The 13,716-nt window shown below is 68.6% G+C and carries 11 protein-coding genes; 6 read left to right on the forward strand and 5 right to left on the reverse strand.

What is annotated here, in order from left to right:
• Positions 1-44 precede the first annotated feature (44 nt).
• The 4 genes from treY to QSJ19_RS02410 all read right to left on the reverse strand — a co-directional run bounded on the left by treY (position 45) and on the right by QSJ19_RS02410 (position 7,970).
• Positions 45-2,381 (reverse strand): malto-oligosyltrehalose synthase, encoded by a 2,337-nt coding sequence (treY, locus tag QSJ19_RS02395; RefSeq protein WP_286318084.1) that lies wholly within the window; start codon positions 2,379-2,381, stop codon positions 45-47.
• A 14-nt stretch (positions 2,382-2,395) separates the two neighbouring features.
• Positions 2,396-4,927, reverse strand: a complete 2,532-nt coding sequence (gene glgX, locus QSJ19_RS02400; protein WP_286318085.1) for a glycogen debranching protein GlgX — start codon at positions 4,925-4,927, stop codon at positions 2,396-2,398.
• An 81-nt stretch (positions 4,928-5,008) separates the two neighbouring features.
• On the reverse strand, positions 5,009-7,204 hold the full coding sequence (locus QSJ19_RS02405; RefSeq protein ID WP_286318086.1) for an acyltransferase family protein: 2,196 nt from the start codon (positions 7,202-7,204) through the stop codon (positions 5,009-5,011).
• Between the two features lie 169 nt (positions 7,205-7,373).
• Positions 7,374-7,970: a TetR/AcrR family transcriptional regulator gene (locus tag QSJ19_RS02410; RefSeq protein ID WP_286318087.1), complete on the reverse strand. Its 597-nt coding sequence runs from the start codon at positions 7,968-7,970 to the stop codon at positions 7,374-7,376.
• A 129-nt stretch (positions 7,971-8,099) separates the two neighbouring features.
• On the opposite strand from QSJ19_RS02410, the gene QSJ19_RS02415 reads away from it, so the two are divergent.
• From QSJ19_RS02415 to QSJ19_RS02440, 6 genes are read left to right on the forward strand one after another with little or no spacing between them, the layout of a single operon-like run.
• Positions 8,100-9,428 carry an adenosylmethionine--8-amino-7-oxononanoate transaminase gene (locus QSJ19_RS02415; protein ID WP_286318164.1) on the forward strand — a complete coding sequence of 443 codons (1,329 nt, stop codon included), beginning with the start codon at positions 8,100-8,102 and terminating at the stop codon, positions 9,426-9,428.
• Positions 9,425-10,624, forward strand: a complete 1,200-nt coding sequence (locus tag QSJ19_RS02420; protein ID WP_286318088.1) for an 8-amino-7-oxononanoate synthase — start codon at positions 9,425-9,427, stop codon at positions 10,622-10,624. Before QSJ19_RS02415 ends, QSJ19_RS02420 begins: the two co-directional genes overlap by 4 nt.
• A complete protein-coding gene (gene bioD / locus QSJ19_RS02425; RefSeq protein ID WP_286318089.1) occupies positions 10,621-11,442 on the forward strand; it encodes a dethiobiotin synthase in 822 nt (273 codons plus the stop codon). The genes QSJ19_RS02420 and bioD overlap by 4 nt, the downstream gene beginning before the upstream one ends.
• Entirely contained in the window at positions 11,439-12,482 is a 1,044-nt protein-coding gene (gene bioB, locus QSJ19_RS02430; RefSeq protein WP_502876072.1) for a biotin synthase BioB, read from the forward strand. Before bioD ends, bioB begins: the two co-directional genes overlap by 4 nt.
• Positions 12,483-12,498: 16 nt before the next feature.
• Entirely contained in the window at positions 12,499-12,786 is a 288-nt protein-coding gene (gene bsaP, locus QSJ19_RS02435) for a biotin synthase auxiliary protein BsaP (protein WP_286318166.1), read from the forward strand.
• Positions 12,783-13,454 (forward strand): DUF2567 domain-containing protein, encoded by a 672-nt coding sequence (locus QSJ19_RS02440; RefSeq protein WP_286318090.1) that lies wholly within the window; start codon positions 12,783-12,785, stop codon positions 13,452-13,454. The genes bsaP and QSJ19_RS02440 overlap by 4 nt, the downstream gene beginning before the upstream one ends.
• Here QSJ19_RS02440 and QSJ19_RS02445 read toward each other — a convergent pair.
• On the reverse strand, positions 13,442-13,705 hold the full coding sequence (locus tag QSJ19_RS02445; RefSeq protein ID WP_286318091.1) for a helix-turn-helix domain-containing protein: 264 nt from the start codon (positions 13,703-13,705) through the stop codon (positions 13,442-13,444). The two genes, QSJ19_RS02440 and QSJ19_RS02445, sit on opposite strands and share 13 nt — an antisense overlap.
• Positions 13,706-13,716: the final 11 nt, after the last annotated feature.

Genomic DNA, 13,716 nt, shown 5'->3' on the forward strand with positions numbered 1-13,716 from the left:
GTCCCCCGCCCGGGGTGGGACACCGCCCGGATTGGGCGAGGCGTTCAGTCCGGTCGAATGCGCGTGAGGATGGCGACCCCGTCGCCGACGAGATCGGCCAGGGCGATCGAGCCGCTCACGGTCGCGCCGGTGATCGCATCACGCCACACGCCGTCGGGCAACGAGACCGTCGTTGTCGACCGTCCGTGGTCGGTGAGGCTGTGGGTGAAGCGAAGCGCCACCAGTATCACCAGCGGCTTGCCCTTGTCGCCGCGGGCGAAGGCGATCACGTGGTCGGCGGCAGGGCCGTCCGATGTCAGCGCGAGGTAGTCGCTGCCGGGACGGAACGCCTGGCGGTTCTCGTCGCGGGCCCGCAGGGCGGCGCGGATCAATGCGGCCTTCGGATGATCAGTGGGCTGTCCGTAGTCGACGGGCCGTCGGTTGTCGGGATCGACCAGCGAGTCGTCCCACCACTGGGTGCCCTGGTAGATGTCGCCGACGCCCGGGCCCAACAGGGCGATGGCCTTGCGTGACAATGACTCCGAACGCCAGCTCGATGCGATCCGTCCGACGAGATCGCCGATCGCCGCGGCGTTCTCGCCGCGGGTCACCTGCTCGATCCACTCGTCCACCGCATCCTCGAACCGTTCGTCGACCTCGGTCCACGTCGTCCGCAGACCGCCCTCACGGGTGGCCTTCTGCGCATAGGCCTTCAGTCGGTCGCGCAGGTCGTCGTCGACCGCGGAATCGGTGGGCCACACGCCGATGATGTTCTGCAACAGGAAGTACCCGGAGAGGTCGTCGGGAGGTGGGTTGCGCGACCAGATCTCTCCGACCAGGCGTGACCAGCGTTCCGGGACCTGGGTCAGCAGAGCGATCCGAGCCCGCACGTCCTCGCCGCGTTTGGTGTCGTGGGTGGACGACGCGGTCATCGCCCATGGCCAGTCGCGTGCGCGGCGACCGTTGTGCGCGTGGAACTCTCGCAGGGAAACAGTTGGGTTCGCCGGGTCGCCGCCGACCTCCTGTGCCGACACCAGGCGCGCGGTCCGGTAGAACAGGCTGTCCTCGACGCTTTTCGCGGTGACGGCGCCGCAGGTCTGTGCGAGGCGCGAGGTTGCCGCACCGGGACTCGCGGTGGCCTGGACGATGAGGTCCAGAACGGGCGCCAGACGCGGGATGCGCCTGCCGATCTCGGCGGCTGTGACCACGAGCCTGCCGCGCAGCGAAGGGTAGTCGGCGCGGTAGACACCGAGATCGGCGATGAGTTCGGCGGTCGCCTCCGCGACCGCCGCCAGATCGGCCGACGGGTCGGAGTGGGTGATGGCCCGGACCAGACGTCGGTGCTCGGTGGGGAACATGTTGCGCAGGGTGGCGAGCTTCCGCGCCCGTTCGGCCGAATGCAGCCACGCCGCGTCACCCTTCTGCCCGGTGCGTAGCTCGTGGATCTCGTCGAGCTCGATCACACCGGTCGGTGCGGTGAGTACCGCGTCGATCACCCGGAGCTGGTCGTAGCCGGTGGTGCCCTCGACCGGGAGCGTGGGTTCGAGCTGCTCGTCGGCGGCGAGGATCTTCTCCACGTACAGCAGCCGACCGTCACCGATGTCGGTTCTCAGCCTGCGCAGGTATGCCTGCGGATCCCACAGTCCGTCCGGATGATCCACTCGGACACCGTCGATGAGGTCCTCGTCGATCAGGTCGAGCAACCATCGGTGGGTCCCGGCGTACACCTCCGGATCCTCCTGTCGCAGCCCGGCGAGTTCGTTGACGGTGAAGAACCGCCGATAGCCGATCAGACCGCTGTTCCACGGGACGAGGCGATAGTGCTGCCGATCGTGCACCTCGAGCGGATCGTCGGAATCCGTGGACCCGGGTGCGGTGGGGAAGACGTGATCGTAGTAGCGCAGCGTGCCGTCGGCGACGGTGAGCGGTGACAGATCGCCGTCGGCGGCGAGGACCGGTAGCGCGATCTTGCCGTCGGCGCCGTTCTCCGTGGAGAAGTCGACGTCGAACCACGTCGCGTAGCGGGAAGCTGAGCCGTGGCGCAGGAGGTCGGTGAACCACGGATTCTGCAGTGCGTCGGCGACGCCGGTGTGGTTCGGCACGATGTCGATGATGATGCCGAGCCCGGATGCTGTTGCTGCCGAGCGAAGTTCGCGGAGGCCCTCGATCCCGCCGAGATCGTCGGACACCTGCGGGGGCGGAACCCAGTCGTAGCCGTGTGTGGACCCCGGCATCGCGCGACCGATCGGAGACAGGTACAGGTGACTGACTCCGAGCCCGGCGATGGCGGGCAGCATGTCGAGGACCTCGCGAAACCCGACCTCGGGGGTCAGCTGAATGCGATACGTCGCCAGCGGCTCGCGCCGTCCGCCCACGTGTCGGGATCCGGTGTCCGAGGTCATCGTGCGATCGGCGGTCACGTGTTCTTGCGCAGTACGAGCACCGACCGGGCGCCGACGGTGAACGTCGAACCTGCCGTCACCGTGATGTCGGTGTGACCGGTCGGGTCGGCGGTGTCGAGCTCACCGACCCAGTCCGGACTCCAGGACGAGGGCAGATGGAAGTCGATGTCGCCGTCGTGCGCGTTGAAGCAGATGATGAAGCTGTCATCGGTCACTGTCTCCCCGCGCTCGTCCTTCTCGCCGATCCCGTCGCCGTTGAGGAACACCGCGAGGCTCTTGCCGAACCCGCTGTCCCAGTCGGCGGCAGTCATGGTCTCGCCGCCGGGGGTGAGCCAGACGATGTCGAGTGCCTGATCACCCCACCGGATCGGCTTACCCGCGAAGAACCGTCGTCGGCGGAATACCGGGTGGGCAGTGCGCAGAGCGATGGCGCGGCGCGTGAACTCGAGAAGGTGGGAGTTCTTCTCCGCGAGCGACCAGTCCATCCACGAGAGTTCTGAATCCTGGCAGTACACGTTGTTGTTGCCCTGCTGCGTGCGGCCGAACTCGTCGCCGTGGGCCAGCATCGGGGTGCCCTGCGACAGGAACAGCGTCGCCAGGATGTTGCGCTGTTGGCGTGCGCGCAACGCGAGGATGTCCGGGTCGTCGGTCGGGCCCTCGACACCGCAGTTCCACGAGCGGTTGTGACTCTCGCCGTCGCGGTTGTCCTCGCCGTTGGCGATGTTGTGTTTCTCGTTGTACGACACCAGGTCCCGCAGTGTGAAACCGTCGTGTGCGATGACGAAGTTGATGCTCGCCAGGGGCCGGCGGCCGGTCGCCTCGTACAGATCCGACGACCCGGTCAGCCGGGAGGCGAACTCGCCCAACGTCGCCGGTTCACCGCGCCAGTAGTCGCGGACGGTGTCGCGGTACTTGCCATTCCATTCGGTCCACAGCGGGGGGAAGTTGCCGACCTGATAGCCGCCCTCACCGATGTCCCACGGCTCCGCGATGAGCTTCACCTGGGACACGACCGGATCCTGTTGCACCAGATCGAAGAACGCGGACAGCCGGTCCACATCGTGCAGCTCGCGCGCGAGAGTCGAGGCCAGATCGAACCGGAACCCGTCGACGTGCATCTCGAGCACCCAGTACCGCAGCGAGTCCATGATGAGTTGCAGGGTGTGCGGGTGGCGGCCGTTGAGACTGTTGCCGGTTCCGGTGTAATCCATGTACATCTCGGGGTTGCCGTCGACCAACCGATAGTAGGCGCCGTTGTCGATGCCGCGGAACGAGACGGTCGGACCGAGATGATTGCCCTCGGCGGTGTGGTTGTAGACGACGTCGAGGATGACCTCGATGCCCTCCTTGTGGAACGCCCGTACCATCGCCTTGAACTCGGTCACCGCGCTCGCCGGCAGATCGGGGTTGGAGGCGTACTCGAGGTGCGGCGCGAGGAACCCGAAGGTGTTGTATCCCCAGTAGTTTCGCAGGCCCTTGTCCTGCAACACGAAGTCCTGCATGAACTGGTGCACCGGCATCAGCTCGATCGCGGTGATGCCCAACGACTTCAGGTGATCGATGATGACCGGGTGACAGAGCCCGGCATAGGTGCCACGCAGGTGCTCCGGGATGTCGGGGTGCGTGGCCGTCATGCCCTTGACGTGCGCCTCGTAGATCACCGTCTGGTGATACGGCAACTTCGGTGACCGGTCGTGCTGCCAATCGAAGTACGGGTTGACGACCACCGACACCATGGTGTGGCCGAGCGAGTCCAGTTGCGGCATGTCATCGGGATGCTGGGCGACGACGGGCAGGGGCTCGGTGAGATCCGCGGCGTCGTCGCTGCCGACGGAGGCCCGCGCGAGCGCTTCCTCGGCGTCGGCCGTCGCGCTGTCCATCGTGCGCCGGGGAGGCGCCGCGGTGGTCGGCGTCTCGTCGATCCCGACCGCGTCGTCGGCGGAGGCCTCCGAGTCCGTGGCTCCGGTGGCCGACGAGGCGTCCTCCGTGACCTTGTTCACCGTCTCGGCACCGGCGGTGTCCTCGGTGTTCTCGTCCTCGGCCTGGTGACCGTGGTCCTCTTCGGTCACCATCGGGTAGGAGAACAGCGACGCGTCGCCGTCGAACTCACCGTGAAATGCCTTGCCGTACGGGTCGAGCAGCAGCTTGCTCGGATCGCAGCGTTGCCCCTGCGACGGGTCGTAGGGGCCGTGGACGCGAAAACCGTAGAACTGTCCCGGACCGATGTTCGGCAGATAGCAGTGCCAGCAGTAGCCGTCGACCTCGTCGAGCCGAATCCGCTGCTCGATCCCGGCGCCGTCGACGAGGCACAGATCGACCGCGGTCGCCGTCTCGGAAAACAGCGAGAAGTTGGTTCCCACACCGTCATACGTGGCACCGAGGGGATACGGGGTACCCGGCCACACGACGAACGGGACGCGGTCGGGCGGCGGCGGCGATTGGTCTACCGGAGCGAGCACATCGAGCACTTCCGCGGGCTGGGCGGGGGCCGAGTCTCCGGAGTCGGGGGTCGGTGACGGGGTCACGTCGACCTTCGGCGAGTTCATGTCACGACACTAGCCGCCAACGGTCGCGCATTCATCTCGGAGACAGGTACCCGGGTGTGGTGTGACCGAGTCCGACGCCGCTCAGCGAGCGGGTGGTCCGGTCCATGGCAACGCCAGTGCCATCTGTCGACCCAGCTCCTCGGTCAGGCTGCGGACGTAGGTGGCGCTGAGGTGGTGCCAGTCCTTGTAGACGACGATGTTGCCCACGATCGCCGGGCAGAGGTCCACGTCACACACCCCGTTCGACATGTCGAGCGCGTGGAACATCGGCCGGGTCGTCTCCAGGGCGAGTGCCGGATCCTCGGGCGCCAGCGCCGCTGCCCGTGGTGTGGCACATTCGGTCGCCGAACCGCCGTCGGCAAGGCAGGTCGGGGTGTCGATCAGTCCCTTGGCGTTGTGTGGCCACGGGGTGTCGCGGATACCCAGGACGGCGATGTCGTTGGCGAGGAACTCGTCGAAGATCGGCGGGTACGTCGGCGGCACCCAGTCTCCGGGCTCGTAGTCGCGCGGGCGGGTGGAGTTGGTGAAGACGGCATCGGGCTTGTCCTCGATGACTTTCTTCTTCACCCGCATCACCCAATCGTGGCATTGCGGGTAGGGCACACCGTTCTGCTTGGGCACCAGTTCGGTGGACATCGGACACCCCATCTTGAGGTACGTCGTCACCTTGAAGTGGTTGCGCTGCCCCAACAGATTGAGTGCCGAGATCCACATCTCGGCGTGCGAGCCGCCTATCAGGGCGACCGTCTTGGCCGCCGTCGGGTCGCCGTAGACGCCGACGTGGATGTCGGGGTCCTCGAAGTTGCTCATGTACCCGTCGGTGGAGGTCTCCGGGAAGTCCTGGGTCACCATCAACGGGGACGGCTGGGGATCGATGGCGGGAACCGGGGCGCCGTTGAGCAGCGCCCGCGCGCCCGGGTACAGCCGCGGATCGAGGTTCTTGGTGTCCACGACCATCGTCGCGACATGGCGGTCCCAGAGCACGATCCCGGTGCCGGTCACCAGGGTGCCGACGACCAGGATGCTGGTCACGACGGAGGTGTAGCCCAACCGTCGCGCGCGTCCGTCACGACGTGCGTGCGCGGGTTCGGTACGACCGCCACGGCGCAGCGGATCCTCGATGTAGCGCTTCGTCAGCCAGGCCAGAGCGATGGAGGCGGCGAGCAGCCCGACACCTTCGAGGACCGAGGCGTGGTCCTTCTCCCGCCAGGTCAGGTAGAAGATCAGCAGCGGCCAGTGCCACAGGTACAGCGAGTACGCGATCGTCCCCAGCCATACCGGCCACCGGCTGGCGAGCATCCGGTTGACGGGTGGCAGTGCCTGCGGTTCCGTCGAGCCGGGCCGGGGACGCTCCACCGCGGTCGCGCCTGCCCAGATGATCAGCAGGGTCGAGCCCACCGGGACCAGAGCCCACGGTCCGGGATAGGAGTCGACGCCGTCGATCCACCACCCGCAGGTGATGATCAGGGCCAGCGCGACCACCGCGGCGACGGTGCGCATCCACCGGGGCACGCGCCAGGACGGCAACCAGATCGCCAGCAGGCCGCCGGCCAGTGGCTCCCAGAGACGAGACAGGGTATCGAAGTAGTTGAACTGCTGGTTGACGCCCATCCGCATGTGCGCCCAGTAGAACGACACCACCGCGACCGCGAGGATCGCACCGCCGACGAGGACCTTGATGACCCGCGGATCGGCCAGCGGCGCGATCAGTCGCGCACCGAGTTTGACGAGTGCAGCGAAGGCGAGTGCCACGAGGAGGGTCACGACGAAGAACTGACCCTGGACCGACATCGACCAGATGTGTTGCAGCGGGCTGTTCGCCGAACTCGCCGCCAGATAGTCCTGGGAATTGAATGCGAGGTGCCAGTTCTGGTAGTACAGCCCGCTCGCGATGAGTTCCTTGCCGATGCTCACCCAGCGTGTCTGCGGGATCACGATGACGGTGAGCACGGCAACCGCGATCAGAACGGTGAACAACGCGGGCAATAGGCGCCGCAGCAGCCGTTTGAGCCGCGGCCACGGATCGATCGTGTCGCGGAACGCCACGTGGGTCGCCTGGCTGTGGATCGCGTGCCGCAGCAGTGACCCCACGAAGAAGTAGCCGGAGAGGGCGAGGAAGACGTCGACGCCACCGGAGACGCGACCGAACCAGATGTGGAAACAGGCGACCAGCGCGATGGCGATACCGCGCAGACCGTCGAGGTCGGTGCGGTACGCGGGGACGTTGTCCACCGGGGCCGGCGACGCCGGGACGGTGGTGTGGGTCGGTGCTGCCACTACCTTGGGTGTGTCTTCCTGTCTCGAACGTCGTGGTTCACCGAAACGAACCCGACGGCGTGGTCGGTGATGTCGGGGCTGGTTGTCCGGGAAGCAATCTACATGGCGAAGCTGTGATATTCCGATTCGGTTCTTCGCGACACACCGGCCGTCGGACCCCCGCTGACCTTTACTTTTCTTTACTTTCGGCGACCTCGGCGATCGGTGCCGGGACGATGGCACGCATCCGGGCGCCGTCGAGGATGACGCTCAGCCCGTCGCTGAACTCGCCGGCGAAGTCCCGCCCCGACGGGCCGGTCACCTGGAGGCGTTCCATCTGCGCGCGGGTCTGTTCCTCGATGGTCAGGCCGATGACGAGCTGACAGATCGCGGTCGCCACGGCCTGAGCATCGCGCTCGGTCAGCCCGCCCCCGCGCGCCGCGGCGGCGAGTTCGCCGGCGATCGATTTCGGCGACAGTCCGCTGGCCCAACTCGATGACACCACCTCGGCGCTGTCGGGGACATCGAGGAGGGCACCGCGCATCCCGGTGGCCACGAACGCCAGCTGATCGTCCCAGGCGAGGTCGTCCGGTGCCGCCGCGATGCTGCCGAGGATGTCGTCGGACAAGGCTGCGAGCAGGGTCTGTTTGTTCGGGAAGTGCCAGTACAGCGCGTTCGGACGGACTCCGAGGTCGGCGGCGAGGCGGCGCATCGACAGGTCCGCGAGGCTGTGGTGGGTGAGGATGTCGCGCGCCGCCCGCAGGACATCGGCTCGGGTGTTGCTCACGGACCCAGGGTAGAGGCCCCGGTGACGCCGCCTGTACACCGTCCAGGAACCGCCTGTACAGTGTTCAGGACGCCGACCGTGAGGGAGCCCACAGCCCGGCCCTCCTGCGACCCGAAGGACATCACCCACGTGGACGAGGCAACCATCCGCCGCATCGATGCCGCGCACGTATGGCATCCGTACGGAGCGATGCCCGCGACCACGGTGCCGATCGTGGTCCGAGGTGCTCACGGCGCGCAGATCGAGCTGGCGGACGGCCGGGAGGTCGTCGACGGCATGAGTTCCTGGTGGGCGGCCATCCACGGATACCGGCACCCTGTCCTCGACGCTGCCGTCACGTGTCAGCTCGGGTCGATGGCGCACGTGATGTTCGGCGGCCTCACACACGAGCCCGCCGCCCGGCTCGCCGAGCTCCTGGTCTCGGTCACGCCCGAACCGCTGCAGAAGGTGTTCTTCTGCGATTCCGGGTCGGTCTCCGTCGAGGTCGCCACGAAGATGGCGCTGCAGTACTGGCGCAGTCGCGGGCGCGGTGACAAGACCCGCCTGCTGACCTGGCGCGGCGGCTATCACGGGGACACGTTCACCCCGATGAGCGTCTGCGACCCCGACGGCGGCATGCACTCGCTGTGGACCGACGTCCTGACCGAGCAGATCTTCGTCCCCGCGCCACCCTCGCTGCCCGGCACGCTCGAGGCGCCCGGTGCTTTCGACGACGAGTACGTGCGGACGCTCGAGGCGGCGGTGACGGCGAATGCCGATCGCCTGGCCGCTGTGATCGTCGAACCGGTCGTCCAGGGGGCCGGCGGGATGAGATTCCACGATCCGCGCTACCTCACCGCCCTGCGGCGGATCTGTGACCGCACGGGCGTCCTGCTGATCTTCGACGAGATCGCCACCGGATTCGGACGAACCGGCGAGCTCTTCGCCGCCGACCACGCCGGCGTCGCCCCGGACATCATGTGCCTCGGCAAGGCGCTCACCGGCGGATACCTCACGCTCGCCGCGACCCTGTGCACCGGCGAGATCGCCGAGGTCATCAGTCGTGGCAAGGCCGGCGGGCTCGCCCACGGGCCGACGTTCATGGCCAATCCGCTGGCCTGTGCGGTCGCCGTCGCCGCCGTCGAACTGCTCCTCGACTCCCCGTGGCGGACCTGGGTCCTCGACATCGAGTCCGGATTGCGTTCGGGGCTGGCCGATCTCGCTGACCGGCCGGGTGTCGTGGATGTCCGCGTGCTCGGTGCGATCGGCGTCGTGCAACTCGACCGCCCCGTCGACATGGCCCCGGCCACCGAGGCCGCGATCGAGGCCGGCGCGTGGCTGCGTCCCTTCCGCGACCTGATCTACGTGATGCCGCCGTTCGTCTGCACCGCCGATGACATCGCGACGATCGCCCTGGGTGTCCGTGCCGCGGTCGACGCCTGCCTGACCGCCGATCTCGTTGCCGGAGTGAGCCGATGACCACCACCGAGCGCGCCGTACCCGCGGTGACACCGTTCCCGCCGACGGCGACCGACCGGCCCGTCGGCGCCCTCGACTGGATCGCCGAGGAGGCCGCCCGACTTCAGGCCGCCGGTCTTCATCGTGATCCAGTTGTCCGGCAACCGGATTCGGAGATGATCAACTTGGCGTCCAACGACTACCTCGGCTTGTCCAGGCATCCCGGTGTCCTCGCCGGCGCTCACGCCGCACTCGACGCCTGGGGTGCCGGTTCGACGGCATCGCGTCTCGTCGTCGGTACGACTTCGCTGCACGTCGATCTGGAGGACGATCTCGCCGAATTCCTCGGATTCCCGGCGGCTCTGTCGTTCTCGTCCGGGTATCTCGCCAACGTCGGCGCGATCACCGCCCTCGCCGGCCGTGGCGACCTGATCGTGAGCGACACCGGTACGCACGCGTCGTTGATCGACGGCTGCCGACTGTCCCGTGCGCGGGTCGTCGTGGTCGACCGGGGCGATCACGAGGCCGTGCGGAAAGCCCTGCGCGAGCGCACGGAACGACGTGCGCTGGTCGTGACGGACTCGGTGTACAGCATCGACGGGGAGCCCGCGCCGGTCGCGGACCTGTACGGGGTGGCCCGCGATCACGGGGCCGCGTTGCTGGTCGACGAGGCCCATGCCTTCGGGGTGCGCGGCCCGGGTGGGCGCGGCCTGGTCGCCGAACTGGGGCTCTCCGGTGCACCCGATCTGGTCGTGACCACGGTCCTGTCCAAGTCGCTCGGCGCCCAGGGCGGCGTCGTCCTCGGTTCCCGCCTGCTGCGCTCCTACCTGACCGATCGGGCGCGCACCTTCATCTTCGACACCGGGCTCAACCCGGCCGCCGTCGGTGCCGCGCGGGCGGCGCTCGACCTCGTGCGCTCCGACCCGTCGATGCCGGAGCGGTTGCGGCTCAACGCTCTACGGCTCGCGGACTCCATCGGGGCGGACACGCCCGCAGCCGCGGTCATCTCGCTCGTCGTCGGCGAACCGCAGCCGGCGGTCGCCGCCGCCGCGCTGTGTCGCGACCGGGGCGTGCTCGTGGGATGTTTCCGCCCGCCGTCGGTGCCCGCGGGCACCTCGCGCCTGCGTCTGACCGTGCGTGCCGATCTCGACACGTCGGTCGTCGACCACGTCGCCGGCGTCGTCAACGACGCCCTCGTGCGGGTGGGGGCCCGATGAGCGCGCCCGGACGTGTCTTCGCGGTCACCGGCACCTCGACCGACATCGGCAAGACGATCGTCACCGCGGCACTCGTCGCAGCAGCGCACCACGCCGGATCGACAGTGGCCGTGTGCAAACCCGCGCAGACCGGCATGGCTGCCGGCGAACCGGGTGACCTGGCCGTGGTCGAGGACCTCGCCGGACCAGAGGCGACCGCCGAATGTGCCCGCTACCCTGAGCCATTGGCGCCCGAGACCGCAGCGCGCCGTGCCGGGTTACCCGCTCTCGCGCTGTCCACGGTGACGTCGGCGGTGGCCGGCCTGTCGGCTGCACACGACCTCACCCTGGTCGAGGGGGCCGGTGGCGTGCTCGTGCGGCTGGCGTCCGATCTCACCCTGCTCGACGTCGCGACCGTGGCCGACGCCGGAGTCGTCGTCGTGGTCCCGGCCGGACTCGGCGCCCTGAACCACGCCGAGCTGACCGTCGACGCCGTCCGCGCCCACGGCCTGCGCCCGGCCGGTCTGATCATCGGCTCCTGGCCCGAGGGCCCGGATCTCGCGATGGAGTGCAACCGCACGGATCTGCCCCGCCTCACGGGCGTGCCGATCGTCGGCGTCGTCCCCACCGGTGCGGGCGCCCTCGCGCCGGCCGAGTTCCGTCGCGCGGCGCCGTCCTGGATCGACGCGGACTGGCTCGCCCGCGAGACCGGCTTCTCGCCGACGGCAACCCGATCCTCGCCGACGGCAACCGACATCCCGCCGATGGCAACCGACATCCCGCCGATGGCAACCGACATCGACCTCGACAATCAGCCCACAGAAGGAGCTCTCTCGTGACCCAGGCACCCGTCGCACCCGACCGGCAGCGCGATCCCGCCCATGACGGCGGCATCCTCGACACCGCCCGCGCGCAGGTCCTCGAACGTGGCGAGGCCCTCGATCAGGCCCAGGTCCTCGAGGTGCTGCGCCTGTCCGACGACCGGCTCACCGAACTGTTGCAACTCGCCCACGACGTGCGGATGCGGTGGTGTGGTCCGGAGGTCGAGGTCGAGGGCATCATCTCGCTGAAGACCGGTGGGTGCCCGGAAGACTGCCACTTCTGTTCGCAGTCCGGACTCTTCGCGTCTCCGGTTCGCAGCGCATGGATCGACATCCCCTCGCTCGTCGAGGCGGCCAAGCAGACCGCGAAGACCGGGGCGACCGAGTTCTGCATCGTCGCGGCCGTGCGTGGACCGGACAAGCGGCTCCTCAGCCAGGTCGCCGCCGGCATCGAGGCGATCCGCAACGAGGTCGACATCCAGATCGCCTGCAGCCTCGGGATGCTCACCCAGGAGCAGGTCGATCAGCTCAAGGGCATGGGTGTACACCGCTACAACCACAACCTCGAGACCGCCCGCAGCCACTTCCCGAACGTCGTCACCACCCACACCTGGGAAGAGCGGTGGGACACGCTGCGCATGGTCCGTGATGCCGGCATGGAGGTCTGCTGCGGCGGCATTCTGGGTATGGGGGAGAGCCTGGAGCAACGCGCCGAGTTCGCCGCCGACCTCGCGTCACTCGAGCCCGACGAGGTCCCGCTCAACTTCCTCAACCCGCGTCCCGGGACCCCGTTCGGTGACCTCGACGTCCTGCCGGCGTCCGAGGCGCTCAGATCGGTGGCGGCGTTCCGCCTGGCGCTGCCGCGAACGATCTTGCGGTTCGCCGGCGGACGCGAGATCACCCTCGGCGACCTCGGTGCCAAGCAGGGCATCCTCGGCGGCATCAACGCCGTCATCGTCGGCAACTACCTGACCACGCTGGGGCGCCCCGCCGAGGAGGACCTGGATCTGCTGACCGATCTGTCGATGCCCATCAAGGCACTCAACGACAGCATCTAGGCTCGGGAGCGTGAGTGTGACCATCAAGTCGCCGTTCTCCGCGGACACGGCGCGCACGGCCGGCGCAGAATCCGAGATCCCCGGGCCGCTGGCCGAACCCTGCCGGTACGGGGTCTACACGGGCATCGAGCTCGAACTCCAGGCGGCCGACGCCATCCCGACGTCGGCCCAGATGGGACTCGAGCCGCCACGGTTCTGCGGCCAGTGCGGGCGGCGGATGGTCGTGCAGGTACGGCCGGACGGTTGGGGTGCGCGGTGTTCTCGGCACGGGACCGTGGATTCGACGGAGCTGGGCCGACGGTGACGGGGCCGTCGTCACCCGACGCCCCGGTCGCGCAGACCTCAGGGGCTCCGACGACCGCCACCCCCGTGCCGTCACCCCGCCGCCGAGCGGCCCGTCCGGCGGGTCCGTTGGTGGCGGTCCTCGCGGTGATCGTGCTGACCGGCGCCGTCGTCGGGATGGTCTGGGCCGTCGTCACCCCCGCCATGTCGGGTCGTGTCGTCGGCGCGGACTCCGCGATCATCCCGGCGCAGGAGTTCCCCGAGGAGTTCGCCGCGGTCGGTACCTTCGCGGTGCTCCTGCTTGTGTACGGGGTCGCGTCGGTGATCGTCGCGTGGTTCACGGCGCGCTCCTGGCGTGGGCCCGGCGGGTTCGGCGTGGTCGCCGTCGCGACCGTGCTCGGATCGTTCCTCGCGGCATGGATCGGTACCCGTGTCGCCGACTGGCGGTTCGACGACCCGCGATCGGCACCGGTCGGTGCCACGTTCGACCTCGTTCCCGACCTCTGGCTCGACGGAGCCGTCCGGGGCGGCACCGGCGGGTCCTGGGTGCTCTTCCTGTGCGCCCCGTTCGCCGCGGCGTTCTTCTACCTTGGCTTCGCCCTGGCATCACGCACGGCCGACCTCGGGGTCGGTGATCTCGTCACCGACGATCCGCGCGCTGCCGAACCTCCTGTGGCTCAGCCGATCTGAGCGGGCACGTCCGCGACCACCGCGTCGGCCAGCGTCTCGACCGACACGTCGAGAGCACGACTGAGCGCGACGACGGTGGCGAAGGACGGTGTCAGCAACCGCCCGCTCTCGATCTTGCGCAACGTCTCCGGTGAGATCCCCGCGGTTCCGGCGATGTCGATGACCGTCCGCTCGGCGCGGAGCTCACGCAGGAGCGCACCCAGGCGTCGTCCGGCGGCGATCTGCTCGGGGGTCAGGGGAGAACGGACCATGTCCACACCTT

It is taken from the genome of Gordonia sp. ABSL11-1, from assembly GCF_030315685.1.
In the GTDB taxonomy this organism is placed as follows: Bacteria; Actinomycetota; Actinomycetes; order Mycobacteriales; family Mycobacteriaceae; genus Gordonia.